Below are 25,869 nucleotides of genomic sequence, written 5' to 3' on the forward strand. Positions count from 1 at the left end.
CGCAACCATTATCCTATCGCAAGAGGTAAAGAACACTTTTCATGGCAGCAAAAAAACCAACCAACAATATGACAGAGCCACGCGATCGCCAGATGGAAGGGCTGAAACTCCCGCCTCATTCGCTGGAGGCAGAGCAGTCCGTGTTGGGCGGTTTGATGCTGGATAACGAGCGCTGGGATAACGTATCTGAGCGCGTAGCCAGCAATGACTTTTTCAGCCGCCCACATCGCCGAATCTTTACTGAAATGCAGCGCTTGCTGGAAAACAGTAAGCCGATTGATTTGATCACACTTTCTGAGTCACTGGAGCAAAAGGGTGATTTGGAGTCGGTAGGCGGTTTCGCCTATCTGGCAGAGTTATCAAAAAATACGCCAAGTGCAGCGAATATCGGCGCTTATGCTGATATCGTTCGCGAACGTGCAGTTGTACGTGAAATGATCTCGGTCGCCAATGAAATTGCCGATGCCGGTTATGATCCGCAAGGGCGTAGCAGTGAAGATCTGCTGGATCTAGCCGAATCGAAGGTGTTCCAGATTGCCGAAAGCCGCGCGAATAAAGATGAAGGGCCGAAAAGCGTCGATCAGATCCTAGAAGCCACGGTCGCGCGTATTGAGCAGCTCTATCAGCGGCCACATGATGGCGTTACCGGGGTCTCAACTGGTTTTACCGATTTGGATAAGAAGACTGCTGGCTTGCAGAAGTCAGATTTGATCATTGTCGCCGCGCGTCCGTCGATGGGGAAAACCACTTTTGCGATGAACCTGTGCGAAAATGCCGCGATGATGCAGGAAAAGCCGGTATTGATCTTCAGTCTGGAGATGCCAGGCGATCAGATCATGATGCGTATGTTGGCGTCATTGTCCCATGTCGATCAGACACGTATCCGTACCGGCCAGCTCGATGATGAGGATTGGGCGCGGATTTCGAGCACCATGGGCATATTGATGGAAAAGCGCAATATGTACATCGATGACTCCTCCGGCCTGACTCCGACAGAAGTGCGCTCCCGTGCGCGACGTATTTTCCGCGAACATGGTGGGTTAAGCCTGATTATGATCGACTACCTGCAATTGATGCGGGTCCCGTCGCTTTCGGATAACCGTACCCTGGAAATCGCCGAAATTTCGCGTTCCCTCAAAGCATTAGCCAAAGAGCTACAAGTGCCGGTCGTAGCACTTTCTCAGCTTAACCGTAGCCTGGAGCAACGTGCAGATAAACGGCCCGTCAACTCCGACTTACGTGAATCAGGCTCTATTGAGCAGGATGCCGACTTAATCATGTTTATTTATCGTGATGAGGTGTATCACGAAAACAGTGATGAGAAAGGGATTGCACAGATTATTTTGGGTAAACAGCGTAACGGCCCGATCGGTTCTGTTCGACTGAAGTTTAATGGTCAATGGTCGCGCTTTGATAACTACGCAGGCCCGCAATACGATGATGAGTAGTGAATAATATCAATAAATAAGGATAAGAAATGAAAGCGGCAACAGCAGTAATCGACCGCCGCGCTCTGCGACATAATTTGCAACAGGTACGGCGCATGGCGCCGCAAAGTCGCCTGATTGCTGTTGTGAAAGCAAACGCTTATGGCCATGGGTTATTAGAGATAGCACATACTTTGCAGGATGCAGATTGCTACGGTGTAGCGCGGATCGGTGAAGCACTGATGCTCCGATCTGGTGGGATCGTGAAACCGATTTTGTTGTTGGAAGGGTTCTTTGCAGCAGAAGATCTGCCGGTTCTGGTGGCCAACCGCATTGAAACAGCAGTACATAGTATTGAGCAGTTGGAAGCATTGGAAGCTGCCGAGCTTTCTGCGCCAATCAATGTCTGGATGAAACTCGATACCGGTATGCACCGTCTGGGCGTTCGCCCGGAACAAGCTGAGGCTTTTTACCAGCGCTTAAGTGCGTGTAACAATGTTATTCAGCCAGTCAATATCATGAGCCATTTTAGCCGTGCTGATGAGCCACAAGTGGATACCACCCGCCAGCAACTGGACTGTTTTGATACTTTCGCCGCCGATAAGCCTGGCAAGCAATCTATTGCGGCATCTGGTGGCATATTACTGTGGCCAGAAGCGCACCGTGATTGGGTTCGTCCGGGAATCATCTTGTACGGTGTTTCGCCGATGGATGAGCCTTATGCCAGTCATTTTGGTCTATTACCTGCAATGGCATTGAAATCCAGTCTGATTGCTGTGCGTGAGCACAAAGCCGGTGAGCCTGTGGGTTATGGTGGCACTTGGGTGAGTGAGCGTGATACCCGTCTGGGTGTGGTGGCGATCGGTTATGGAGACGGTTATCCGCGTAGCGCTCCTTCAGGCACCCCGATGTGGTTGAATGGCCGCGAAGTTGGCATTGTGGGCCGGGTTTCAATGGATATGATTTCTGTTGATCTCGGGCCAAATGCAAAAGATAAAGTGGGTGACGAAGTATTGCTGTGGGGGGCTGAACTGCCAGTTGAAAAAATTGCAGCGTGCACAGGTATCAGCGCCTACGAATTGATTACAAAGCTGACCTCCCGCGTCGCGATGGAATATTTAGGTGAATAAGGTAAGCTGCCTAATCAAGGTATAAACAATTATTATTTAATTCAGGAGAGCAGCGCCGTGTTCCAAAATGTTGACGCCTACGCAGGTGACCCGATCCTGTCGCTAATGGAAAGTTTTAAAGCCGATAACCGTACTCATAAAGTGAATTTGAGTATCGGGCTTTATTACAATGAGCTGGGTGAGATCCCACTGATGCAAGCGGTTCAAGCGGCTGAAGAACAATTGAATGCTCAGCCGCACGGAGCACCGGTCTATTTGCCGATGGAAGGCCTGCACTCCTATCGCATTGCTATACAGCAGCTATTATTTGGTGAAGATCATCCGATGTTGGCGCAGCAGCGAGTGGCGACCATCCAAACCGTAGGTGGCTCTGGTGCGTTAAAAGTCGGTGCTGATTTCCTGAATTATTATTTCCCTGATTCACAGGTCTGGGTCAGTGATCCTACCTGGGAAAACCACGTTGCTATCTTTAGTGGTGCGGGTTTTAAGGTAAACACCTATCCGTATTTCGATAACGACAAACTGGGCGTGAAGTTTGATCGAATGCTGGCTACACTCCAGCAATTACCCGCCAAAAGTATTGTGTTATTGCATCCTTGCTGCCATAACCCGACTGGTTCGGATCTCACTAATGCGCAATGGGATCAAGTGATTGAAGTGGCGAAAGGTCGGGATCTGATCCCCTTCCTGGATATCGCTTATCAAGGTTTTGGCGCTGGACTGAATGAAGATGCTTATGCTATCCGTGCGATGGCAGCGGCTGAGTTACCCTGTTTGATCAGTAACTCTTTCTCTAAAATCTTCTCTTTGTATAACGAGCGAGTCGGTGGCCTGTCTGTGGTGTGTGAGAGTGAAGACGTCGCGGGCCGTGTATTAGGGCAACTGAAAGCCACCGTTCGTCGTAACTATTCCAGCCCACCAAACTTCGGTGCGCAAGTGGTTTCCAAAGTACTGCATGACACCGAGTTACGGGCGCAATGGCGGGCTGAAGTGGAGCAAATGCGCCTGCGTATTATTGAAATGCGCAGCACGTTGGTTGAAGCCTTGAAAGCCTCACTACCAAATCGCAATTTTGACTACTTGCTGCAACAGCGCGGAATGTTCAGCTACACCGGTTTTAGCGCAGCACAGGTGGATCGTCTGCGTGAAGAGTTTGGTGTGTATCTGATTGCCAGTGGCCGGATGTGTATGGCGGGCGTCAATCACAGTAATGTTCAGCGTGTTGCGGCGGCTTTTGCAGCGGTACAGTAATCTACTATTCACATGATTTAAATTAAGGCGATAGGAATATCGCCTCAGACTGCTGACAAACCCCAACGACTCGATCTTGCAAGGTGAGAACAGGTAGAAGAGTAAAGCGTCCGCGCCAGGGATGGCGCGGCTCGAGCCCCCAGGGAGGGGTTTACGGCGTCTTTACGATCTGCCTGTTTTCACCGGTATGGGCACGTTGTCATTAACCTCAGGCGATAGCAATATCGCCTTTTTTTGTTTATTTTTTTCGCCGCCTATCCGTGAGTTACCTTTATCTTCTACTTGTTTAGCCCAAGACCGATGGCTGTAAATCGATTAAAGAATATACTAATTGATGTGGTTGATACATGCCAAACGATCATTCATTGCTCACAGTAAATCAGTTGTCAAAGGCGCAGACTGGCGGTTCAGTAGATGTAACCGATGCAATGAGTCTTTATGGAATAAATAGCTTATGAGGCCGTTTCGCGAGACGGTACCGGCCCATTACAGGAGATATCCCCATGAATAATTCAGCATTACTGGAATACTGCATGTCCAAACCTGGGGCAGAGCAGAGCGACCATGAGAAGTGGCAGGTGAATCAGATTAAAGTAGCAGATGTGATGTTTGCTATGGTAGGCGAGACGGAAGGACGCCCCTCTATCTCATTGAAAACCAGCCCTGAATTGGCAGAAAGCCTGAGAGAGCAACATCCGGAGATCGTGCCGAGTGAACACTTGAACAAAGCGCACTGGAACACGGTGTTTCTGGATGGCAAATTACCAAACTCACAGTTCTATTCGCTGATAGACCGCTCTTATCAATTGGTTTTACAGGGATTGCCCGAACATCGGCGGCAAGAGTTAGTTGTCTGAGGGCTAAAAAAGCACTCCAGGACAGCTGACAGATTGCCCCGGAGCGCTCATTTAATGGCTACTTACGCTGCAACATAGGTTTGAGGAATCGGGCCGTATGTGATGCTGCGCATTCTGCGACGGTCTCTGGCGTGCCGGAAACCAAAATCTCGCCGCCGCCACTGCCGCCCTCTGGCCCCAGATCAACAATCCAGTCTGCGGTCTTAATCACATCCAGATTATGCTCAATGACCACAATGGTATTGCCCTGATCCCGCAACTGATGTAACACCGCCAATAGCTGCTGAATATCAGCAAAGTGTAAGCCAGTGGTCGGTTCGTCCAGAATATAGAGTGTCTGGCCAGTGCCGCGTTTTGACAGTTCGCGTGACAGTTTGACGCGCTGTGCTTCCCCGCCCGATAGGGTAGTTGCCGACTGGCCCAGACAAATATATGACAGGCCAACATCCATCAAGGTTTGCAGCTTACGCGCCAATGCCGGAACGGCATCAAAGAACTCACGTGCTTCTTCGATAGTCATCGCCAACACTTCGTGAATACTCTTACCTTTGTATTTCACTTCCAGCGTTTCACGGTTATAGCGCTTGCCTTTACATTGGTCGCAAGGTACGTAAATGTCAGGCAGGAAGTGCATTTCAACTTTAATCACCCCATCACCCTGACAGGCTTCGCAGCGGCCGCCTTTCACGTTAAAACTGAAACGGCCTGGCGTGTAGCCTCGGGCGCGTGACTCAGGTACTCCCGCAAATAGTTCACGAATAGGGGTAAAGATACCGGTATAGGTTGCCGGGTTAGATCGCGGTGTGCGGCCAATCGGGCTTTGGTCTATATCGATAACTTTATCGAAATGCTCCAGCCCTTGAATATCACGATACGGAGCCGGTTCATTACTGGTCGCCCCGTTCAGCTGGCGCTGTGCAATGCAATATAAAGTATCGTTAATTAGCGTCGATTTACCTGAGCCAGAAACACCGGTAATGCAGCTAAATAACCCAACGGGCAGTGTGAGAGTGACATCTTTCAGGTTGTTACCGCTGGCACCAATCAACTTCAACACTTTGCTCGGGTCACCTGCCACGCGTTGAGCTGGAATGGCAATTTCCCGCTTACCGCTGAGGAACTGGCCAGTGAGTGATTCGGGCGCTGCCATAATGTCATCAACCGTCCCTTCTGCAACCACCTCACCGCCATGCACACCAGCACCAGGGCCGATATCAATCACATGGTCGGCGGCACGAATCGCATCTTCATCATGCTCCACCACAATCACGGTATTCCCCAGATTACGCAGGTGAATCAGTGTTTCGAGCAAACGTTCATTATCGCGCTGATGCAAACCGATGGACGGCTCATCAAGCACATACATCACACCCACCAAACCGGCACCAATCTGGCTGGCCAGACGAATACGCTGCGCTTCACCACCGGAGAGGGTTTCCGCAGAACGGGACAGTGACAGATAATTCAGCCCGACGTTAACCAGGAACTTCAGCCGGTCGCCAATTTCTTTTAGTACTTTCTCGGCAATCTGCGCCCGCTGGCCGCTGAGTTTCATATTCTGGAAGAAGCTCAGTGCATGACCGATGCTCAGTTCTGAGATTTCTGGCAATGTGGTGTTTTCGACAAAGACATAACGTGCTTCACGGCGTAGGCGTGTGCCATGACATGAAGTACAGGAGCGATTACTGATGAATTTAGCCAGCTCTTCGCGCACCGCACTGGATTCCGTCTCTTTATAACGGCGCTCCATATTGTGCAGCACACCTTCAAATGGATGGCGGCGTACCGTGGTATCACCGCGGTCGTTAATGTATTTGAATTCAATGGTATCTTTGCCAGATCCATACAGCACGGCTTTCTGGATGGTGGCATCCAATGAGTTAAATGGTGCTTCGATATCAAACTTATAATGATCAGCCAGTGACCGTAGCATCTGGAAGTAATAGAAGTTGCGGCGATCCCAGCCCCGAATTGCGCCCCCTGCCAGTGACAGCTCAGGGTTTTGTAGCACACGGTCTGGATCAAAGAACTGCTGTACACCCAGACCATCACAGGTTGGGCAAGCACCGGCCGGGTTGTTAAAGGAGAACAGGCGCGGCTCCAACTCGCTCATGCTATAGCCGCAAATTGGGCAGGCAAAGTTAGCAGAGAACAGCAGTTCTTCGGCGTGAGGATCGTCCATGTCGGCAACTACGGCAGTACCACCGGAAAGTTCCAATGCGGTTTCAAATGATTCAGCCAGACGCTGAGCCAGATCTTCGCGCACTTTAAAACGATCGACCACCACTTCAATGGTATGTTTCTTTTGCAGTTCTAATTTTGGTGGATCAGACAGATCGCAAACCTCGCCATCGATCCGCGCCCGGATATAGCCCTGCATCGCCAGATTTTCCAGCGTCTTGGTATGTTCGCCTTTGCGATCTTTTACCACTGGTGCCAGTAACATCAGGCGGCGGCCTTCGGGCTGGCTGATGACGTTATCCACCATCTGGCTGACCGTTTGCGCGGCAAGCGGTACATCATGATCCGGACAGCGCGGTTCACCGACGCGGGCGAACAGTAAACGCAGGTAATCATGAATTTCAGTGATGGTGCCCACGGTAGAACGCGGGTTATGGGAAGTCGATTTTTGCTCGATGGAGATGGCCGGAGAGAGACCTTCAATATGGTCGACATCCGGTTTTTCCATCAGCGATAGAAATTGGCGCGCATAGGCGGAGAGAGACTCAACATAGCGGCGTTGACCCTCGGCATACAGGGTATCAAAAGCCAGTGAGGATTTGCCTGAACCCGATAGACCGGTGACCACGATCAGTTTGTCGCGCGGGATAATCAGGTTGATATTCTTAAGATTATGGGTGCGAGCGCCCCGAACTTCGATATTATCCATTCAAACACTTCCCGGATGTAAACTGAGCCTCTCCCATGCCCTTTTTTACTCTTCGTACTTGAAGCCGCAGGGTTGTTGGCTGCGTTCACTCACTCTAATCACTTACTGGTTGTAAGCTCATAGGGACTCGCTCGCTTGCCGCCTACCTGCAACTCCAACTACTTTGAGTAATGTATAGACGCATTTTGCAACGTCAAAAAAGGACACAGCCAGTACGAAACGGATAATTATGACACAAAAAAACCTGAATGGATATCCAGTATCCGGGTGCAATTAAGGCGGTTATTGCAATAAATTTGCAATGCATTGCGCAGTGATGATCAGTTGTGCCGTTTACCTGCTAGCGTGTTAAACTCACTGGTTTATACTGTACAAAATTTATTTCATCAGGAGAGTTCACATGGCCAGCAGAGGCGTAAACAAAGTGATTTTGGTCGGGAATTTGGGCCAAGACCCGGAAGTCCGCTACATGCCGAATGGCGGTGCTGTTGCCAATATCACCCTGGCCACTTCCGAAAGCTGGCGTGATAAAGCAACCGGCGAGCAGAAAGAAAAGACGGAATGGCACCGGGTGGTGTTATTCGGCAAACTAGCGGAAGTTGCTGGTGAATATTTGCGCAAAGGCTCTCAGGTCTATATCGAAGGCGCATTGCAAACCCGTAAATGGACAGATCAGGCTGGTGTTGAGAAATACACCACTGAAGTTGTGGTTAACGTGGGCGGCACTATGCAAATGCTGGGTGGCCGTCAAGGCGGCGGTGCTCCGGCGGGTGGTGGTGCATCACAAGACGGCGGCGCACAAGGCGGTTGGGGTCAACCTCAGCAGCCACAAGGCAACCAGTTCAGCGGCGGTCAGCAGGCGTCACGCCCGGCTCAGTCAGCACCAGCAGCACAACCACAAGGCGGCAATGAGCCACCAATGGATTTTGACGACGATATTCCGTTCTGATCCTGTGGCTTGCTAAGCACTAACTAATCGTCTGTATAAAAATAAAACCCTGCTTCGGCGGGGTTTTTTATTAAACAACGTATAAGTGGTATATCGAGCCAGCAGCCAGATTTATAAAGCGCTATCCGTGACTCAACTATAATCATGTATCAATAGTTGCAACTCATTCTGTCACTTACCATCTGGAGCTTAGCTATGGTCACTGTTCACCATCTGAATAACTCACGTTCGCAGCGTATCTTGTGGATGTTGGAAGAGTTGCAAGTCCCCTATGAGTTAAAACGTTATCAACGCGATCCTGGCAGCTTGTTGGCACCACCGGAGTTGAAAAAAATCCATCCCTTGGGGAAATCACCGGTGATTACTGATGGTGACCTGACACTGGCGGAATCGGGTGCCATCATCGAGTATTTGCAGGAAACTTATGATGCGCAGGGCTTGTTTAAGCCCACCGGTCATTATGATCGCCAACAATTCCGTTACTGGATGCATTACGCAGAAGGATCTTTGATGCCATTGCTGGTGATGAAACTTATCTTTAGCCGCTTCGGTGGGCCGCCTGTGCCGTGGATTATTCGTCCGGTGGCCAAAGCATTGGGTGATGGGGTGCAGAAAAGTTATCTGAATAAGCAAATTGCCACTCATCGCGATTATCTGGAACAGCATTTAACAAATAACCAATGGTTTGCAGGTAGTGATTTTAGTGCGGCAGATATCCAGATGAGTTTTCCTATTGAGGCTATCAACGCCCGTAATGGGCTTGAAGGATTTCCGAAACTGCAAGATTTCTTAGTGCGCATCCATCAGCGACCGGCTTATCAACAAGCGATTGAAAAGGGCGGCGCGTTCAAATTAGAAAACGGATAAACCCACAATTAGCTATCAAGAATTATGCAAGAAAAATGGGTGTGAGACCGCTCACACTTCTTTTCCTGCCTTCATGTAACTCGAATTGCATGTCCCCAGACAAATTAATGTAAGAAAATGCATTAAATGTCACTTTCTGATGTTGATTAGTCGCTGTGAATAGCTAGATAATCGTTTGCCTTGAATTTCATCTACCCTAAACTTCGATTTTTTTCAGTCATGCGTATTTCCAGCTAATCGTTTGCTATTTTCTCCGTCATGTCGACGTTGGGAAAATTGACGAGTTAATCGGCAGGGACGGAAACGATTACGTATGGAAAGAGCGCGTGGCTTATTGACGACTTTAAAATGACACACAGGGGACATAACCATGTCTAGCACCAATCCTCAAGCGAACCAGGCAGTAAAGCCGAAGAGTTCGCTTGATGCGTTTTTCAAACTTAGTGAACGTGGCAGTAATGTGCGCCAGGAAGTGCTGGCCGGTCTGACGACCTTTTTGGCGATGGTCTATTCGGTGATTGTTGTCCCGAGCATGTTAGGCAAAGCGGGCTTCCCACCAACAGCGGTATTCGTTGCAACCTGTCTGGTCGCGGGCCTGGGTTCTTTGCTGATGGGCTTGTGGGCGAATTTGCCGATGGCGATTGGTTGTGCCATCTCATTGACGGCGTTTACTGCATTTAGCTTGGTATTGGGCCAACACATCAGTATTCCTGTGGCTCTGGGGGCAGTATTCCTGATGGGGGTGCTGTTTACCATTATCTCCGTGACGGGTATTCGCTCGTGGATATTGCGCAACCTGCCAATGGGCGTGGCGCATGGTACAGGTATCGGTATTGGTCTGTTTCTGCTGCTGATTGCTGCCAACGGTGTCGGTCTGGTTATTAAAAACCCAATTGAAGGTTTGCCGGTCGCGCTGGGCGCATTTACCTCTTTCCCGGTCATGATGACGTTATTGGGTCTGGCGGTGATTTTTGGTCTGGAAAAACTGCGGGTGCCGGGTGGTATTCTGTTGGTGATTATTGCCATCTCAGTTATCGGTTTGATTTTTGATCCGAGTGTTAAATATCAAGGATTGTTTGCTATGCCAAGTCTGGCAGATGAAAACGGCAACTCCTTGATTTTTAGTCTTGATATCATGGGTGCGCTGAAACCAGTGGTACTGCCAAGTGTGTTGGCGCTGGTGATGACTGCGGTGTTTGATGCCACTGGCACCATCCGTGCGGTAGCAGGGCAGGCAAACTTGCTGGATAAAGACGGTCAGATTATCAGTGGCGGTAAAGCGCTGACTTCTGACTCCGTCAGCAGCATCTTCGCCGGTTTGGTGGGCGCAGCTCCAGCGGCAGTTTACATTGAATCAGCGGCTGGTACTGCAGCAGGCGGCAAGACTGGCCTGACCGCGACTGTCGTCGGTATCTTGTTCTTGCTGATTTTGTTCCTCTCACCGCTCTCCTATTTAGTTCCAGCTTATGCAACCGCCCCGGCCCTGATGTATGTCGGTTTGTTGATGTTGAGCAACGTGTCTAAATTGGACTTTGAAGATTTCGTTGATGCGATGTCTGGCTTGCTCTGCGCGGTGTTTATCGTGCTGACTTGTAATATCGTGACCGGTATTATGCTGGGCTTCAGTTCATTGGTGATTGGCCGTATTTGCTCCGGTGAATGGCGTAAGCTGAATCTTGGTACTGTAATTATCGCAGTGGCGCTGGTGGCATTCTATGCTGGCGGTTGGGCAATCTAAGCCCTGAGTTTTTGTTGGCATCGGGATGAATATATTCCCGATGCCATTACCCTCCGTAATGCCCCTACTTTCTTTGTCTATTCCTGCCATCAATTACCGATTTTTTTCCCCATTGCACAAAAAATTGATCTACTATCAAAAGCTGCGCTCCAGCCCTATTTACGGGCGAGTACGATCAGGTTTTGTGTTGCGTTGAGTTGAGTCTAAGGAAAGCATGGAAATCTTTTTTACAATCCTCATTCTGATTTTAGTGGTGTCGCTTTCCGGCGTTGTCACGCGAATGTTACCGTTTCAAGTTCCCCTCCCTCTGATGCAGATAGTTTGTGGTGCTTTGTTGGCCTGGCCCCACTTTGGTTTGCATGTCGATTTTGATCCGGAATTATTCCTGGTTCTGTTTATTCCACCGCTACTGTTTGCTGATGGCTGGAAAACACCGACGCGGGAGTTTATTCACCACGGGCGGGAAATATTTGGTCTGGCCTTGGCGTTAGTGTTGGTCACGGTGGTGGGTATCGGTTACCTGATTTACTGGATGGTGCCAGGTATTCCGCTGGTTGCCGCCTTTGCGCTGGCGGCGGTACTGTCGCCAACCGATGCCGTGGCGTTGTCCGGTATCGTGGGGAAAGGGCGCATACCTAAATCAATTATGGGCGTGCTGGAAGGGGAGGCATTGATGAATGATGCTTCCGGTCTGGTGGCGCTGAAGTTTGCTATTGCCGTTGCCATGGGCACTATGGTGTTTACGGTGTCTGGCGCGACGCTGGAATTCCTGAAAGTAGCGATTGGTGGCCTGCTGGCTGGTGTGGCCGTCACCTGGCTATACAGTAAGTCGCTGCGCCTGATGAGCCGCTGGAGTGGCGATGATCCGGCCACACAAATCGTCTTGCTGCTGCTGTTGCCATTCGCCTCTTACTTGATTGCAGAACATATTGGTGTGTCCGGTATTTTAGCCGCAGTGGCGGCGGGGATGACCATTAGTCAGTCTGGTGTGATCCGTAATGCCCCGCTCACCATGCGATTACGCGCCGACAGTGTATGGTCGATGTTGGAATTCGTGTTTAACGGCATGGTGTTTATCCTGCTGGGCCTGCAATTACCGGGGATTCTCGAAACCTCAATTGTGCAGGCTGAGTTAGATCCGACGATTCAAACCTGGAATCTGTTTGCCGACGTCGCCATCATTTATGGTGCATTGCTGGTGCTACGTTTTGGCTGGCTGTGGTCGATGAAAAAACTCAGTAAGCGTTTGTTGAGCAAGCGGCCATTGGAGTTCAGTAATTACACCACCCGTGAACTATGGGTTGCCTCATTTGCCGGGGTGCGTGGGGCAATTACACTGGCCGGTGTGCTGTCCATTCCGTTATTCCTCAGTGATGGTTCGGCCTTCCCATCCCGTTACCAATTGGTGTTTATCGCCACCGGCGTCATTTTGCTGTCGGTGATTGTCGGGGTGATTGCTTTGCCACCATTATTGCGTGGCGTGGTTGTTGCCGATAAAAGCGCCAGCCGCGAAGAGATTCGTTTGGCGCGGGCGGCAGCGGCAGAAGTGGCGATTGTCAGCTTGAATAAGATGGAAGAGCGTCTGGCGGCCAGCAGTGAGGAGAATATCGATCCTGAATTGCTAAAAGAGGTCAGCTCTCGCGTCATCGGGACTTTGCGTCGACGAACGGGCAGTAAAGATGAAGTCGAAAACACTTTGCTCATCGAAAATCTGGAGCGGCGCTTTCGCTTAACCGCGCTGCGGGCTGAACGCGGCGAGCTGTATCATTTGCGCGCCACACAGAAAATCAGCAACGAAACCCTGCAAAAACTGTTGCACGATTTGGATTTGCTGGAAGCGCTGCTGATCGAAAAAGAAGGTTAATATCCCTCAATCCGGCTACTGATCAGTAGCCGGTTTTATTTCTACCAACGAACCATTGGGCCAAAACTCACGGCAGCGGCTAATCCACGCCTGCGCACTGTGAGAAAGGTAACTTCCCTGACGCCAGATCAATCCTAATTGCCAAGGCATCAGCGGTTCTAATGGTAGCCATAGGAGAGCGCTTTTATCCAGGCGCTGACAGATGGGCTCGGGTAAAATCGCGATGCCAATATTGGCTTGCACCATCGCAGCCAGAAAGTCCCATTGACCGCTACGCACGGCGATTTGCGGCGTAAACCCCCCAGCGGCAAAAGCATCCATTAGCTGGCGATAAAGGGCAAAATCTTCGTTATAAATCAGGATGGGTTGGTCAGCTAACTCAGGAATACTGAGGGTGGTGCGGTTGAGCCAAAACACGGTGCGCGGCACCACCACACACAATGGATGGCTGAACAGCGGCAATGATGTCAGCGGCAAATCGGCGTCAGCGGGAAGGGCGGTCAGGGCTAAATCCAATTCACCAGAGAGTACCGCCTGCTGCACGGTTAAACCGCCAAATTCAGCAATTTGCAGTTCTACACCGGGGTAACTGCGGCGAAACTCGCTGATCAGTACCGCCATTTGCGTGCCAACCATCGGCGGAATACCCAGTCGCAGCTTGCCTTTTTTTAATGAACTGATGTCTTCCAGCTCCGCTTCCAACTGCTGAAACTGGTCGAGAATCACCAGCCCGCGCTGATAAACCGCCTGCCCGCTATCGGTCAAATGAAGGCGTCTTCCCTCACGAGTCAGTAAGCTACAGTCCAACTCATTTTCCAGATTGCGCAGCATTTTGCTGATGGTGGGTTGGGTGACAAACAACTTCTCCGCCGCCCGGGTGAAACTCTGCTGGCGTACCACTTCAACGAAATAACGTAATGTTCGAATATCCATGTTTTTCCTGTCAGCGAGTGGAGAAGTATGCCATTTAGGCATGATTCTAATGATTTTAATTCATTTTTCGCAAGGTTGCCTGCGGCCTATACTGAGCACTGGTTAAATTTCCCATCGGGGTTTCTCATGTCGTTGGCGTTACGCAGTTTTGCGCCGTCTGTTCTCACGCATTTACAGGTGCCGGTTCAGGTAGCACTGTATGCTGGGATATTTATTATTTCTGATCAACTGGTTAGCGTTTTCCATCTGCCATTACCCGCTAATATCGTCGGCATGCTATTGCTGCTGGCTATGATTATGCTGCGGATTTTGCCGGTGCGCTGGGTTCAGGCTGGTTCACGTTGGTTGTTGGCTGAAATGCTGTTGTTTTTTGTTCCTGCGGTGGTGGCGGTGGTGAATTATGCCCAGTTGATCATGGTGGACGGTTGGAAGATTTTCGCCGTTATCGCGGTCAGTACCTCACTGACCCTGGCGGCAACGGGTTTGGTAGTTGACCGGGTTTACCGTTTTGAGGTGTGGCTACAACGCCGCAAGTCTAATCATCATGAATGATTTTATTATCAGTATTGCGTGTTTCCTTGCCACGCTGGCACTCTATTTCGCCAATAAAAAACTCTATCGCCGCCGCCGGTCATTATTGCTGATGCCCTTGGTATTGACGCCGATGGTGTTGGTGTTGCTGCTGGTGGTCACCCATATCTCTTATCAGGATTATATTGGTGAGACGCATTGGTTATTGTGGCTATTAGGGCCAGCAACTATCGCGTTTGCGGTGCCGGTGTATGAGAATCTGTCGATTATTCGCCGCCACTGGTTGTCTCTGACAGCGGGGGTTATTACCGCCATTACCGTGGCGGTGGTCAGCTCGGTGTGGTTAGCGAAGTTATTAACTCTATCGGAAGAAGTGCAGCGCAGTTTAGCGGTGCGTTCTATTACTACACCGTTTGCATTGGAAGCGGCAAAACAGTTGGGTGGGCAACCGGATTTAGTGGCACTGTTTGTGGTGATTACCGGGGTGTTTGGGATGGCGGTCGGGGATTTGCTATTTCTACGTCTTTCTGTGCGCAGTGGCCTGGCAAAGGGCGCGGGCCTTGGAGCTTCTTCTCACGGGGCCGGCACGGCTAAAGCCTATGAGATGGGGCAACAGGAGGGCGTAGTATCCAGCCTGGTGATGATGCTGGCCGGTATTATTACAGTTATCAGCGCACCGCTGATGGGGCATCTGCTGTGGTAATTACCATCATTGATGCTGGTTTTTATTTGGCATCATATTAATGTAAAAGAACCTGTGGCTTCGAAGAAACTCTGAGGGACATAATTATTGATTTTTTGTTCATAACAATAATCTATAATTTGTCGTTTACTGGAAACGCCTGCTTTGTTATAGATGATTTGAATAATGTTACAGACAGTCCTTGGCGATAGACAAAGTTTTTTGGCAATATCTTTACTTGAAAATGAATGCAGAATATAAAATAACACTTCCCATTCCCTGTTGGAGAATAAAGTTGATGGTGGAGTAAATACAAGAGATGTTGGTATTTTTATTTTGTTTAAATAAGTCAATGTCATGTTGTCAACTGTCCGTCCGTGAAAAATAGTTCCTATAGAAATTCCATTTTCATCTATTAGTGGGTATTTATCAAAAAACCAAGGTTGAAAATATGAGTTGCCCTCAAAGGCATGTATTTCAACTGATGTTACGCGATCCTGTAATAATTCTACTTTACGGTCATGCTCTTGAAATTCAGATTGAAAATCTGATGTTGATGCGGGGAGTTCACCATCAAATCGACCTTCCACACTGAATTTATCAGGTAGTGCTAATAATTTATGGTATCTATTATTTGCATAAATAAATCTTGACTGATTATCTTTAGCCCCCCAAGGTTCTGAGCTGTGCTCCCAAGATTGTATTAGAATTTTAAGTGACTCTGATAACGTTTCCATTTCTGTTACCTCCCGAACTTAATTAATTATTAGTATGGTTAAAGTGTGTTTCCTATGATTTCTAAGGGGTGTATGATTTATTAAATAGCAATTTCATTTTTCCTTGTAGTGTATTATTTACTCTGCCCTATGTAAGGATATGTCACATGATAAATTTCGCGAATTTTAATGATAATAATGCGATAGAAGATCCTTTGGTTGGAATATCAATTATCACAATGTTTAAAAAAGTAGGTTTACAGGCCTATGGAGCCAAGGTTGGACAGGGGGAATACGTAGGATGCCACAGTCATACCAAAGGTGAAGAATGGTATATCATTCTCTCGGGAGACGGGGTTATCTGGACTGCGGATGTTATTGCTGGTGCGTTAAAAAATAAGCGCTTAGATGCCTTTGCTAAAGGTTCAGTATTCTGTATTTATCCTGATACAGCACATCAATTGGCTGCAACAACCGATGTTGAGTTTATCTTTTTATGTCCAGAGTCGCATGTCACTCACGACCGAATTCTGTTTGACAATATTGTGGGTGAGTAAGGATAAAAAAGGGTGAGGATGCCCTCACCCAGAAGTACCCAATGAAACTCCCAACGTAATGAATTTGTTAGTGAATAACCTGCGCTAAAAATGCCTGTGTGCGCTCTGATTTTGGGTTGGAGAAGAATTCAGCTGGTGGTGCTTGCTCAACAATTTCCCCACGATCCATAAAAATAACCCTATCAGCGACAGTACGAGCAAAACCCATCTCATGGGTGACGCACAGCATGGTCATCCCCTCGTGTGCGAGACTTATCATGGTATCCAGCACTTCTTTCACCATTTCCGGATCCAGTGCTGAGGTCGGCTCGTCAAACAGCATAATTTTGGGTTTCATACACAGAGAGCGGGCAATGGCTACTCGCTGCTGCTGCCCGCCGGATAACTGACCGGGAAATTTATGTGCATGCTCTGCAATGCGCACGCGCTCCAGATAATGCATCGCCAGCTCATCCGCTTCTTTCTTCGGCATTTTACGAACCCAGCTCGGGGCCAGCGTGCAGTTTTGCATCACGGTTAAGTGCGGAAACAAATTGAAGTGTTGAAACACCATGCCAACCTCGGTGCGTACCCGCTCGATGTTGCGTAAATCATCATTCAGCTCAATACCATCCACCATGATTTTTCCTTCCTGATGTTCCTCCAGGTGGTTAATACAACGGATAGTGGTGGATTTTCCCGAGCCAGAAGGGCCACATAACACGATGCGTTCGCCGGGGCGTACATGCAAATTGATATCTTTCAATACGTGGAACTGCCCGTACCACTTATTGACGTTTTCCAGCGTAATCATCATTTTATCGCCTTGGGTTGGCTGATTGTCGCTCATGTTATGCCTCAATGTGTGGAACGTCCGGTGTGAAAGCGCTTCTCCAGATGCTGGCTATAGCGCGACATGCTGAAACAGAAAATCCAATAAACGGCGGCGGCAAAGACATAGCCCTCGGTCGACATGCCCAGCCAGGCGGGGTCGACAGTGGCTTGTTGCACACTACTGAACAGGTCAAACAGACCAATGATGATGACCAGACTGGTATCTTTAAACAGTGCGATAATGGTGTTCACCAGCCCTGGAATCACCATTTTTAGTGCTTGTGGCAAGATAACCAGCCCTTGAGTTTTCCAATAACCCAGCCCGAGTGATTCGGCGGCCTCGGTTTGGCCTTTGGGTAGGGCTTGTAAGCCACCGCGCACCACCTCTGCGACATAAGCCGATTGAAATAACACTACCCCGACCAATGCGCGGATCAACTTATCGATGCTGGTGCCTTCGGTCATAAATAGCGGCAGCATCACCGAGGACATAAATAGCACGGTGATTAATGGCACCCCGCGCCAAAACTCGATAAATACCACCGATAGAATACGCACCACTGGCATACTGGAGCGGCGTGCCAGTGCCAGCAAAATGCCGAGTGGCAACGCGCCAGCAATCCCGACGGCTGCAATGATTAAGGTCAGTGTCAACCCACCCCATTGGCGTGTTTCAACGCGGGTCAGCCCGAAGAAACCGCCATATAGCATCACCCATACCAATAATGGATAGACCACAGCCCAAACTGCCAGATAACGGCCGCGGCGTGGCATTCCACGCCAGAACAGCGGGATGAGTGTGATCAAGCCAATAATCAACGTGGTATTGATGCGCCAGCGCTGTTCAATAGGGTAAAGGCCATACATAAACTGGCCAAAGCGTGCATGAATAAATACCCAGCAGGCACCTTCTCGGGTGCAATCAGTGCGCGTTGTACCCAGCCAATTGGCGTTGAAAATGGCCCAATTCAGCAGCGGTGGGATCAACTGCCACATCAGCCATAGGCACAAAAGGGTCAGTAAGCTGTTAGTCCAACTGGAGAACAGATTCTTTTTGGCCCAAAACACTATGCGGCTCAGGGGGTTGCCCGGTCGTACCGTGCTGGGTGGCTCACGAGTTAATGTCATCGTCATTCGCTTCCCTTAGCGCTCGACCAGCGCAATGCGCCGGTTGTAGAGATTCATTAAAAATGAAATGGACAGACTGATAACCAAATAGACCGACATGGTAATGGCGATGGTTTCTATGGCTTGACCAGTTTGGTTTAGCACTGTTCCGGCAAACAACGACACCATATCGGGATAGCCAATTGCTGCCGCCAGTGAGGAGTTTTTGACGATGTTCAAATATTGGCTGGTCAGCGGCGGGATGATGACCCGCAGCGCTTGCGGCAGAATCACCTGACGTAAAGTAACAGTGTTGGGCAGCGCCAATGAGCGGGCGGCTTCGTGTTGGCCATAAGGTACGGACTGAATACCCGAGCGAATAACTTCGGCAATAAAGGTTGAGGTATAAACTGACAGCGCTAGCGTTAAGGCAGCCAGTTCGGGAATGAGTACCAATCCACCTTTAAAATTAAACCCCCGTAACTGCGGCAAATCCCAGTGTAGCGCCGGGCCATAAAGCCAATGGGCCAGTGTGGGCAGGGTGATTAATAGCACCAAGCCTATAGGCCAGGTGCGGTGGAATTGCCCGGTATGTAACTGACGAAAATGGTTATAGCGCTGCAATGCAATGATGGCGATAACCGCCAGTAACACCGCTATCAGGGCGGGTACAAAACCGGTGGTAAATTCAGGAGATGGCAGATACAAACCGCGGTTACTCAGGAATGCCACGCCGAAAGCATCCAGACTTTGCCTTGGCCCCGGCAGGTTGCGCAAAACGGCAAAATACCAGAAGAAGATTTGCAGTAACGGCGGAATATTACGGAATGTCTCAATATAGATGGTCGACAGTTTGCGTAATAGCCAGTTATCCGACAAGCGCGCCAATCCGAGAAAGAAGCCCAGTATCGAAGCAAAGAAAATACATAATACGGAGACCAGCAAGGTATTGAATAACCCGACCAGAAACACCCGGCCATAAGTATCGCCCTGCTCGTAGTCGATAAGATGCTGAACAATGCCAAAACCGGCGCTGTTATTGAGGAAAGCAAAACCCGAAGTAATACCTCGGGTTGACAGGTTGGTGATGGTGTTATGGAAAAGATACGCGCCGCATCCGATCAGTATCAATAGCGCGATAATTTGATACAGCCAGGCGCGCACCGCTGGATTGGTCAGCGAAAAGGCACCTTTAACGGTTGGGCGTTGTGACATAGGTGTGGGCCTCGGTCTGGGTCATTCATCCGGCAGGGCTAGCCTGCCGGAGGGGAGTCTATACACTAAATAATTCGAGTTGCAGGAAGGCGGCAAGTAAGATAATCCCGATGAGCTTACTGTAGTAAGTGATTCGGGTTCTTGAGCGTAGCCAACGCGCATGCAGCTTGAAGTATGACGGGTATAAATCAGCGAACCGGAGGTGCGTACTGCAGACCGCCATTGTTCCACAGCGCATTCTGTCCACGTTTGATTTTCAGCTCACTGCCCATACCCACATTGCGATCGAAACTTTCGCCGTAGTTACCCACTTGTTTGACGATTTTAACCACCCAATCATTCGGCACTTTTAGATCTTTCCCGTAGTTGCCTTCCTGACCTAACAGGTGAGCCATATCAGGAGTGGTCGGTTTGGCTGCCAGTTCTTCGACATTTTTCGATGTCACGCCCATTTCTTCTGCGTTCAGCATGGCAAATAGTGTCCAGCGTACAATGGCAAACCAATCTTCATCGCCACGGCGCACTACTGGCCCCAGTGGTTCTTTGGAGATGACTTCCGGTAATACGATAAATTCGTCTGGTTTACCTAACTTGATACGCAATGCATACAGTTGGGATTGGTCAGAAGCCAGCGTGTCGCAGCGACCGGAATCCAGCGCTTTGGCACTTTCATCGGAGCGGTCGAAGGTGACCGGGGTGTATTGCATCTTATTGGCTTTAAAGTAGTCAGCGACATTCAGTTCGGTGTCAGTACCGGCTTGAATACACACTGTGGCACCATCCAGCTCTTTGGCACTTTTCAGCCCAGCTTTATTGTGGGTCAGGAAGCCAATGCCGTCATAATAATTCACGCCAGTAAACAGCATCCCCATGCCGGCATCGCGGGATGATGTCCAGGTGGTGTTACGGGATAAAATATCGACTTCACCTGATTGCAGCGCGGTGAAACGCTCCTTGGCTGTCAACGGGGTATATTTTACTTTTTCTGCATCACCAAAGATGGCCGCAGCTACTCCGCGACAGACATCAACGTCAAGGCCAGAGAATTTTCCGCTGGCATCAGCATAAGAGAAACCCGGTAACCCATCACTGATACCACATTGCACAAAACCTTTTTTCTTCACCGCATCCAAAGTAGTGCCCGCATGGGCCTGACCCGCCAATGCCACCAATGATGCAGCAGCAACCAGCGTTGAAATCATTATTTTTTTCATGAAAGCGTCCTGTGAGGCAAAGTCGTGCCTATTTTAATTTTGTAGCGCACCCGTGATGCACCGTCGCTGTCTGTTGGCGTGTAGCCAGTTTGGTATTAGCAAATGGAGTGCCAGAATTATATTTCATTGAACAACTGGATAATTACTAAGGGTTAACTCTTTATTGGTAATTACCGAGAGGATAAAACGCACTTTAATAGGGCATTTCAGGGCGGATTGGTGTTTTTTAGTGCAGAAAATTCTGATGGTTTTAATCTGTAGGATCTCAGGCTGCTGAGTGGCTTTACTGCTCGTATTTTATCTGTGCCGTAATATAAAAAACCGTCGATACAGGTGAGTTTCGGATTTTTTGAATTCTCAATCCGTTATCTAATCCCTTTGGGAAAGTTTTACCTAAACCAGATAAAAGGATAGGGATTATGCTTCGTTACTTAACGGCCTTGATATGTGTGTTGCCATGGCTGCTCACGACCCGCGGCCTGGCACAAACAGATGTTGAATCGACAAAATGTAGCAATACGGATTTCTCTCAGGTTTTGTCCTGTTACAAAGATAAATTGGCGACAGAACCGCTTATTTACCATTTGCTGAGTCAAGAAAACTTACCGGGGCTAGAATGGCGTCGCTACCAACTGACTTCTCAACATTGGTCACCAGAGGGATTGGTAACTCCTGCCGCCTGGCAGCATGAAGTTGAGGTCTTTATCCCGAGTGAGAGCACTTCGACGCAAGGACTGGTGGTGATTAATAATGGTACTAACCATCCTACCGATACGGTTCCTGTTTCCGGGCCGACTGATTTTTCCATTGAGTCATTACAAAATATTGCGCGCCAAACCAATGCCGTGGTGATAGCAGTGAGCAATATTCCCAATCAATATCTTGAATATCAGCAGGATAGTGAGCCACGCAAAGAGGATTATAGTGTTGCCCGTAGCTGGACTTTATTTATGGATGCGCCGGAGTCTCGCTCAACATTGCCTTTGCAGGTTCCGATGGCGGCGGCGATTTCCCAGGCTATGACGATGGCCCAACAAGCCCTGCCGGAGAAAACATTAGACAGTTTCATTGTTACAGGCTTATCAAAACGTGGCTGGACAACCTGGCTGACGGCGATTGCGGACTCGCGCGTTGCGGCCATCGCACCGTTTGTCATTGATATACTGGATACTCGCGCTGCATTGGAGCACATGTATCAATCTTATGGTGGCAACTGGCCCATCGCATTCACCCCTTACTATCTGGACGAAGTTGATAAGAAACTGGATACGGCCGGTTTTGCCAAATTGATGCAGATTATTGATCCCCTCCAGTATATGGGGACTGAATATCAATCACGACTTAGTATTCCGAAATATATTATCAATGCCAGTGGTGATGATTTTTACGTGCCTGATAATACAGATTTTTATTACGACAAATTACCCGGTGATAAAGCACTGCGGGTTGCACCAAATTCTAGTCACTCGGGAATTAAGGCTTTCAGCGAACAGTCATTAATTTCCTTTGTTAATCGGCTACGTCAATCTATGCCAATGCCGCAAGTGAATGCCAGTATTACCATAAAAGACAAGGTACAAACATTGACGGTGAGCCTGTCTGAAACACCGGATAAAGTGCTGCTATGGACCGCTGCTAACACAGATGCACGTGATTTTCGCTATGCTTGTGATGTGCGCTACAGCGAATTCCCACTAGCAATCACACCGGCTAATACCCTGGATATTGCACTGACCACACCGGCTACGGGCTGGCAGGCGACTTTTGTTGAAGCCACTTTCAGTGACGGTTTTGTTGCTACCACGCCAGTTTATATATTCCCAAAAGAGGTCTATCCCACGACGGCACCTCCAATAGTTGGAGCGGGTTGTAAAACATTGCCGGGGCGTAGTGCTATTGCAGCAAGTGAAGTTGCGACACAGATAGATGATGCAGCACCGGAGGGGCGGCAGCCATAATTTCGTCATATTGAGTGGGGTTCAGATAATAAAAAACCCGGTAGAGACCGGGTTTTCCTGGTTACACTATAACTTAATAGAGTGATGCTTCACCCGCTGGGCGGGTTTTGAAACGGCGATGCAACCAAAGATATTGCTCAGGTGCACGCATGATTTCTTTTTCGATCACTTTATTCATGTAACGGGCGGCGGCTAATTCATCGTCTATTGGATAATCTTCCAATGCCGGTTGGATAAGCAGGTCATAACCGCTGCCATCCGTTTTACGCAGCAGCACCAATGGCAGTAATGCTGGTTTTGCCAGACGCGCTAACATAAAGGTGCCGCTGGTGGTCGCAGCCTGATTTACCGCAAACAGGGGCGCGAAAACACTACCACGTGGGCCGTAGTCCTGATCTGGTGCAAACCAAACGGCTTCACCTTTCTTCAGTGCCTGCACCATACCTCGTAGATCTTTGCGGTCTAACATCGCCTTATTGGAGCGCATACGGCCCCAGGTCTGTACCAGTTCCATCACTTTATTATTGTGTGGGCGGTACATTGCCATCATTGGCTGACATTGGCCCATCACTCGGCCACCCAGTTCCAGCGACATAAAATGTACACCAATGACTAAGACACCGCGATTGCCTTCCTGCGCTTTTTTCAGGTTATTCAAACCGGAAACAGTAAACCAACGTTTGACGCGCGCATCGGGCCAAAACCACGCCATACCGGTTTCCAGCAACCCCATACCTAGGGATTCGAAATTACCCACAATAGTCCGTTCGAGGGTGGCTTTGTCCATATCAGGGAAGCAAAGTTCGAGGTTACGTCGGGCGATGGAAACCCGCCGTTTGAGAAAACGCATTGAGGTACGGCCAAGCCAAACCCCCAATTTGTTTATCAATGGGTAGGGCAGTTGGACTAACAGAAACAGTACGCCGAGACCGAACCAAGTCAGCCAATAGCGTGGGTGGAGCAGGGAAATATGAAATTTCTGCGGTTTTATCATAAGGAACTCTATCGTTATACGTTAAGTGCGAGCTTGTAGCGCATAAGGATATAATTCGATAGCGGTACATATCTTCAGACACCGTAGGTCGACTATCGTTTTCACAAACACGATAATTGACGAATTATTTACATTAAAAGCGGGGTCGCGTAGTGAATGGTCACAAAAGAGGGGCTATCGATAAGCGAGGCTAGCTTTCGGCGAATTATATCATAGCCATGGAAAATGAAATAATAAGATCAATGGCAGATATGTTGTTTAATGTTACCTGAACGCCGGTTAAGAAATGATATATAAACATTGTTCATCGAACATGCCGTGTTTGCCTGCGAATAAATTTATATGATTATGGGCGAGCTCATATGAGCAGTAACCAAAAACCCGCACAAAGGCGGGTTTCTTCACTCAGAATGATTTAACTGCTCAGGGCTATCACCTTCATCGCTATCGTAAGTCATTCCGATATACCTGCATCATTAACGCCGTGGCTCAATGACTTGGGTATCATTATTGACTCTTACAGAGCAATAACATTTACCGCTGATGGGCCTTTAGCGCCGTTCTCGATAGAGAACTCAACTTTTTGACCTTCATCCAGGGTTTTGAAATCATTGCTCTGGATAGCAGAGAAGTGAACAAACACATCTTTGCTGCCATCAGCAGGAGTGATGAAACCAAAACCTTTATCAGCGTTAAACCATTTTACTAAACCAGTCATTTTATTAGACATAGAGATACTTCCTTCAATTATTTTTGATTGCCGCCATAGGCGAGCGAATAGGCTTGGGCACAACTTATGGGGCACTTAGAAGGAATTTCGCGGAGAAGAGGTATCTGTCTGATAACGCTAATACGGGGAACTGCTTTACTAAAACTGCTTGCATAAATGTTACTGTCAACCGGGTACTGCTTACTGTTACTTAATTTACTTGGGGAGCGGGTGCACTGCTCGGGTCTGGCCGTCATCGCTATTGGCAGCCTGCTCCCCTAATCACACTGAATTACAGGGCGACTACATTTACCGCTGATGGACCTTTAGCGCCGTTCTCGATAGAGAACTCAACTTTTTGACCTTCATCCAGGGTTTTGAAATCATTGCTCTGGATAGCAGAGAAGTGAACGAACACATCTTTGCTGCCGTCAGCAGGAGTGATGAAACCAAAACCTTTACCAGCGTCAAACCATTTTACTAAACCAGTCATTTTATTAGACATAGAGATACTTCCTTCAATTATTTTTTTGCCACAATACAGCGGCGAACGTGGTCTGTCTTTCAGAGGATAACTTATTGGGCACTTAGGAGGAGACTCACGGAGAAGGGATATCTATGGATAACGCTTGAACTGAGGACTGCTTTACTAAAACTGCTTTCATAAGGTCTGTGTTCCAAACCGATGACGCTATTTAACCACAACACATTACTCGTGGCAACCTAATATTTGACTGTCATAATCAATATCAATGGTTTTTTCATCTAAAAACTTATGTTTTATCGTTGATTTTATTTTATTAAACAGCTTGTTAGGCCGATAAATAAGCACTATTAATTTTTTTTGGATATGGAATAAATGCCGAGGAGAATCCCCCCGGCATTTGAATTTAACGAGGAGAAACGGTCACGGTGCCGCTGCGATCACTGGCAATGATGACGCGTTGACCTGCGCTGAAGCGGGTTGGCCCCTGCGCCTGTACGACAACTATACTGCTGCCATCATCACGACGGATTTCCAGTTGGACACCTTCACTGCGGTTCATTGCGCTTTGTACGCCCTGACCCGCCATACCGCCAGCAACGACACCGCCCGCTGTCGCCAGGCTATTACCACGGCCACCGCCGATAGTATTACCCAGGAAGCCACCCACTACGGCCCCACCAATGGCACCAGCGACATTATTCTTATCACCACCTTGAATGGTGACTGGCCGCGCTGAGACCACCGTGCCATAAGTCACAGTCTGTACTTGTCGTGCCTGAGAAGCAGTGAAAGTATCACCAGACGCCGTTCGGTTGTTGGCACATCCACTTAATACGGTAGCCGCAAGTGCGACAACAATGACCAGTTTATTCATCATGAACCCCTAATTATCAGTACAAGTCAGACGTTAGCTAACAATCACCAAAGCCATACACCCGTCATACTTCAAACTGCATGTGCGTTGGCCGCCTTCTTGCAAC

Annotated in this window: 23 protein-coding genes; 12 read left to right on the forward strand and 11 right to left on the reverse strand. The window is 48.8% G+C overall.

Annotation, left to right across the window (positions count from 1 at the left end):
* Window positions 1–41 precede the first annotated feature (41 nt).
* The 4 genes from dnaB (at window position 42) to FTB31_RS09075 (ending at window position 4,665) form a co-directional block, all read left to right on the forward strand.
* The gene (gene dnaB / locus FTB31_RS09060; RefSeq protein ID WP_025376782.1) at window positions 42–1,448 is read left to right on the forward strand and encodes a replicative DNA helicase; all 1,407 of its coding nucleotides are present in this window, start codon (window positions 42–44) and stop codon (window positions 1,446–1,448) included.
* A 29-nt stretch (window positions 1,449–1,477) separates the two neighbouring features.
* Entirely contained in the window at window positions 1,478–2,557 is a 1,080-nt protein-coding gene (gene alr / locus FTB31_RS09065) for an alanine racemase (protein WP_050078178.1), read from the forward strand.
* Between the two features lie 57 nt (window positions 2,558–2,614).
* On the forward strand, window positions 2,615–3,808 hold the full coding sequence (locus FTB31_RS09070; RefSeq protein WP_227720299.1) for an amino acid aminotransferase: 1,194 nt from the start codon (window positions 2,615–2,617) through the stop codon (window positions 3,806–3,808).
* Window positions 3,809–4,311: 503 nt separating this feature from the next.
* On the forward strand, window positions 4,312–4,665 hold the full coding sequence (locus FTB31_RS09075; RefSeq protein WP_050078180.1) for an MmcQ/YjbR family DNA-binding protein: 354 nt from the start codon (window positions 4,312–4,314) through the stop codon (window positions 4,663–4,665).
* Between the two features lie 58 nt (window positions 4,666–4,723).
* Here FTB31_RS09075 and uvrA read toward each other — a convergent pair whose 3' ends face one another.
* Complete coding sequence (uvrA, locus tag FTB31_RS09080) at window positions 4,724–7,555, reverse strand: excinuclease ABC subunit UvrA (protein WP_005174389.1); 2,832 nt, start codon at window positions 7,553–7,555, stop codon at window positions 4,724–4,726.
* 400 nt (window positions 7,556–7,955) lie between these two features.
* Between uvrA and FTB31_RS09085 the strand changes: the two genes are divergently transcribed.
* The 4 genes from FTB31_RS09085 to FTB31_RS09100 all read left to right on the forward strand — a co-directional run bounded on the left by FTB31_RS09085 (window position 7,956) and on the right by FTB31_RS09100 (window position 12,973).
* Complete coding sequence (locus FTB31_RS09085) at window positions 7,956–8,504, forward strand: single-stranded DNA-binding protein (protein ID WP_050078181.1); 549 nt, start codon at window positions 7,956–7,958, stop codon at window positions 8,502–8,504.
* A 195-nt stretch (window positions 8,505–8,699) separates the two neighbouring features.
* Window positions 8,700–9,371: a glutathione S-transferase family protein gene (locus FTB31_RS09090; RefSeq protein WP_050078182.1), complete on the forward strand. Its 672-nt coding sequence runs from the start codon at window positions 8,700–8,702 to the stop codon at window positions 9,369–9,371.
* Between the two features lie 370 nt (window positions 9,372–9,741).
* Entirely contained in the window at window positions 9,742–11,109 is a 1,368-nt protein-coding gene (locus tag FTB31_RS09095; RefSeq protein ID WP_050078183.1) for an NCS2 family permease, read from the forward strand.
* Between the two features lie 214 nt (window positions 11,110–11,323).
* A complete protein-coding gene (locus FTB31_RS09100) occupies window positions 11,324–12,973 on the forward strand; it encodes a Na+/H+ antiporter (protein WP_050078184.1) in 1,650 nt (549 codons plus the stop codon).
* Between the two features lie 15 nt (window positions 12,974–12,988).
* Here the strand turns inward: FTB31_RS09100 and FTB31_RS09105 are convergent, their stop codons facing one another.
* On the reverse strand, window positions 12,989–13,906 hold the full coding sequence (locus FTB31_RS09105) for a LysR family transcriptional regulator (protein ID WP_050078186.1): 918 nt from the start codon (window positions 13,904–13,906) through the stop codon (window positions 12,989–12,991).
* A 126-nt stretch (window positions 13,907–14,032) separates the two neighbouring features.
* Between FTB31_RS09105 and FTB31_RS09110 the strand changes: the two genes are divergently transcribed.
* Together FTB31_RS09110 and FTB31_RS09115 are read left to right on the forward strand one after the other, a co-directional pair.
* Window positions 14,033–14,458, forward strand: a complete 426-nt coding sequence (locus FTB31_RS09110) for a CidA/LrgA family protein (RefSeq protein WP_050078267.1) — start codon at window positions 14,033–14,035, stop codon at window positions 14,456–14,458.
* Window positions 14,451–15,140, forward strand: a complete 690-nt coding sequence (locus FTB31_RS09115) for an LrgB family protein (RefSeq protein ID WP_050078187.1) — start codon at window positions 14,451–14,453, stop codon at window positions 15,138–15,140. The genes FTB31_RS09110 and FTB31_RS09115 overlap by 8 nt, the downstream gene beginning before the upstream one ends.
* Window positions 15,141–15,172: 32 nt before the next feature.
* Here the strand turns inward: FTB31_RS09115 and FTB31_RS09120 are convergent, their stop codons facing one another.
* The gene (locus FTB31_RS09120; protein ID WP_077295434.1) at window positions 15,173–15,856 is read right to left on the reverse strand and encodes a helix-turn-helix transcriptional regulator; all 684 of its coding nucleotides are present in this window, start codon (window positions 15,854–15,856) and stop codon (window positions 15,173–15,175) included.
* A gap of 146 nt (window positions 15,857–16,002) precedes the next feature.
* Between FTB31_RS09120 and FTB31_RS09125 the strand changes: the two genes are divergently transcribed.
* On the forward strand, window positions 16,003–16,392 hold the full coding sequence (locus tag FTB31_RS09125; protein WP_050078189.1) for a cupin domain-containing protein: 390 nt from the start codon (window positions 16,003–16,005) through the stop codon (window positions 16,390–16,392).
* A gap of 67 nt (window positions 16,393–16,459) precedes the next feature.
* Here the strand turns inward: FTB31_RS09125 and FTB31_RS09130 are convergent, their stop codons facing one another.
* The 4 genes from FTB31_RS09130 to FTB31_RS09145 all read right to left on the reverse strand — a co-directional run bounded on the left by FTB31_RS09130 (window position 16,460) and on the right by FTB31_RS09145 (window position 20,741).
* Window positions 16,460–17,221, reverse strand: coding sequence for an amino acid ABC transporter ATP-binding protein (locus tag FTB31_RS09130; protein ID WP_005174366.1), 762 nt, complete (start codon window positions 17,219–17,221; stop codon window positions 16,460–16,462).
* 8 nt (window positions 17,222–17,229) lie between these two features.
* Window positions 17,230–18,333: an amino acid ABC transporter permease gene (locus FTB31_RS09135; RefSeq protein WP_050078269.1), complete on the reverse strand. Its 1,104-nt coding sequence runs from the start codon at window positions 18,331–18,333 to the stop codon at window positions 17,230–17,232.
* A 15-nt stretch (window positions 18,334–18,348) separates the two neighbouring features.
* A complete protein-coding gene (locus FTB31_RS09140) occupies window positions 18,349–19,527 on the reverse strand; it encodes an amino acid ABC transporter permease (protein WP_050078193.1) in 1,179 nt (392 codons plus the stop codon).
* A gap of 188 nt (window positions 19,528–19,715) precedes the next feature.
* Window positions 19,716–20,741: an amino acid ABC transporter substrate-binding protein gene (locus tag FTB31_RS09145; RefSeq protein ID WP_005174361.1), complete on the reverse strand. Its 1,026-nt coding sequence runs from the start codon at window positions 20,739–20,741 to the stop codon at window positions 19,716–19,718.
* Window positions 20,742–21,160: 419 nt separating this feature from the next.
* Here FTB31_RS09145 and FTB31_RS09150 point away from each other — a divergent pair, with 419 nt between their 5' ends.
* Window positions 21,161–22,699 carry a PhoPQ-activated pathogenicity-related family protein gene (locus tag FTB31_RS09150; protein ID WP_077295430.1) on the forward strand — a complete coding sequence of 513 codons (1,539 nt, stop codon included), beginning with the start codon at window positions 21,161–21,163 and terminating at the stop codon, window positions 22,697–22,699.
* A 73-nt stretch (window positions 22,700–22,772) separates the two neighbouring features.
* Here FTB31_RS09150 and lpxP read toward each other — a convergent pair whose 3' ends face one another.
* From lpxP to FTB31_RS09170, 4 genes are all read right to left on the reverse strand, one after another.
* Window positions 22,773–23,693, reverse strand: a complete 921-nt coding sequence (gene lpxP, locus FTB31_RS09155) for a kdo(2)-lipid IV(A) palmitoleoyltransferase (protein WP_077175488.1) — start codon at window positions 23,691–23,693, stop codon at window positions 22,773–22,775.
* Between the two features lie 517 nt (window positions 23,694–24,210).
* Window positions 24,211–24,423, reverse strand: coding sequence for a cold shock protein CspG (gene cspG / locus FTB31_RS09160; protein ID WP_005163087.1), 213 nt, complete (start codon window positions 24,421–24,423; stop codon window positions 24,211–24,213).
* A gap of 271 nt (window positions 24,424–24,694) precedes the next feature.
* Complete coding sequence (gene cspE / locus FTB31_RS09165) at window positions 24,695–24,907, reverse strand: transcription antiterminator/RNA stability regulator CspE (RefSeq protein ID WP_005163090.1); 213 nt, start codon at window positions 24,905–24,907, stop codon at window positions 24,695–24,697.
* Window positions 24,908–25,292: 385 nt separating this feature from the next.
* Complete coding sequence (locus tag FTB31_RS09170; protein WP_019080091.1) at window positions 25,293–25,763, reverse strand: outer membrane lipoprotein; 471 nt, start codon at window positions 25,761–25,763, stop codon at window positions 25,293–25,295.
* Window positions 25,764–25,869: the final 106 nt, after the last annotated feature.

Origin of the sequence: Yersinia proxima, from assembly GCF_902170785.1 — a bacterium.
Classification (GTDB): Bacteria; Pseudomonadota; Gammaproteobacteria; order Enterobacterales; family Enterobacteriaceae; genus Yersinia; species Yersinia proxima.

What these genes read in the sequence shown, in the direction of transcription:
- dnaB (WP_025376782.1), top strand. Translation starts at nt 42, where the DNA reads ATGGCAGCAAAAAAACCAACCAACAATATGACAGAGCCACGCGATCGC.
- alr (WP_050078178.1), top strand. Translation starts at nt 1,478, where the DNA reads ATGAAAGCGGCAACAGCAGTAATCGACCGCCGCGCTCTGCGACATAAT.
- FTB31_RS09075 (WP_050078180.1), top strand. Translation starts at nt 4,312, where the DNA reads ATGAATAATTCAGCATTACTGGAATACTGCATGTCCAAACCTGGGGCA.
- uvrA (WP_005174389.1), bottom strand. Translation starts at nt 7,555, where the DNA reads ATGGATAATATCGAAGTTCGGGGCGCTCGCACCCATAATCTTAAGAAT.
- FTB31_RS09085 (WP_050078181.1), top strand. Translation starts at nt 7,956, where the DNA reads ATGGCCAGCAGAGGCGTAAACAAAGTGATTTTGGTCGGGAATTTGGGC.
- FTB31_RS09090 (WP_050078182.1), top strand. Translation starts at nt 8,700, where the DNA reads ATGGTCACTGTTCACCATCTGAATAACTCACGTTCGCAGCGTATCTTG.
- FTB31_RS09095 (WP_050078183.1), top strand. Translation starts at nt 9,742, where the DNA reads ATGTCTAGCACCAATCCTCAAGCGAACCAGGCAGTAAAGCCGAAGAGT.
- FTB31_RS09100 (WP_050078184.1), top strand. Translation starts at nt 11,324, where the DNA reads ATGGAAATCTTTTTTACAATCCTCATTCTGATTTTAGTGGTGTCGCTT.
- FTB31_RS09105 (WP_050078186.1), bottom strand. Translation starts at nt 13,906, where the DNA reads ATGGATATTCGAACATTACGTTATTTCGTTGAAGTGGTACGCCAGCAG.
- FTB31_RS09110 (WP_050078267.1), top strand. Translation starts at nt 14,033, where the DNA reads ATGTCGTTGGCGTTACGCAGTTTTGCGCCGTCTGTTCTCACGCATTTA.
- FTB31_RS09115 (WP_050078187.1), top strand. Translation starts at nt 14,451, where the DNA reads ATGAATGATTTTATTATCAGTATTGCGTGTTTCCTTGCCACGCTGGCA.
- FTB31_RS09120 (WP_077295434.1), bottom strand. Translation starts at nt 15,856, where the DNA reads ATGGAAACGTTATCAGAGTCACTTAAAATTCTAATACAATCTTGGGAG.
- FTB31_RS09125 (WP_050078189.1), top strand. Translation starts at nt 16,003, where the DNA reads ATGATAAATTTCGCGAATTTTAATGATAATAATGCGATAGAAGATCCT.
- FTB31_RS09130 (WP_005174366.1), bottom strand. Translation starts at nt 17,221, where the DNA reads ATGAGCGACAATCAGCCAACCCAAGGCGATAAAATGATGATTACGCTG.
- FTB31_RS09135 (WP_050078269.1), bottom strand. Translation starts at nt 18,333, where the DNA reads ATGACATTAACTCGTGAGCCACCCAGCACGGTACGACCGGGCAACCCC.
- FTB31_RS09140 (WP_050078193.1), bottom strand. Translation starts at nt 19,527, where the DNA reads ATGTCACAACGCCCAACCGTTAAAGGTGCCTTTTCGCTGACCAATCCA.
- FTB31_RS09145 (WP_005174361.1), bottom strand. Translation starts at nt 20,741, where the DNA reads ATGAAAAAAATAATGATTTCAACGCTGGTTGCTGCTGCATCATTGGTG.
- FTB31_RS09150 (WP_077295430.1), top strand. Translation starts at nt 21,161, where the DNA reads ATGCTTCGTTACTTAACGGCCTTGATATGTGTGTTGCCATGGCTGCTC.
- lpxP (WP_077175488.1), bottom strand. Translation starts at nt 23,693, where the DNA reads ATGATAAAACCGCAGAAATTTCATATTTCCCTGCTCCACCCACGCTAT.
- cspG (WP_005163087.1), bottom strand. Translation starts at nt 24,423, where the DNA reads ATGTCTAATAAAATGACTGGTTTAGTAAAATGGTTTAACGCTGATAAA.
- cspE (WP_005163090.1), bottom strand. Translation starts at nt 24,907, where the DNA reads ATGTCTAATAAAATGACTGGTTTAGTAAAATGGTTTGACGCTGGTAAA.
- FTB31_RS09170 (WP_019080091.1), bottom strand. Translation starts at nt 25,763, where the DNA reads ATGAATAAACTGGTCATTGTTGTCGCACTTGCGGCTACCGTATTAAGT.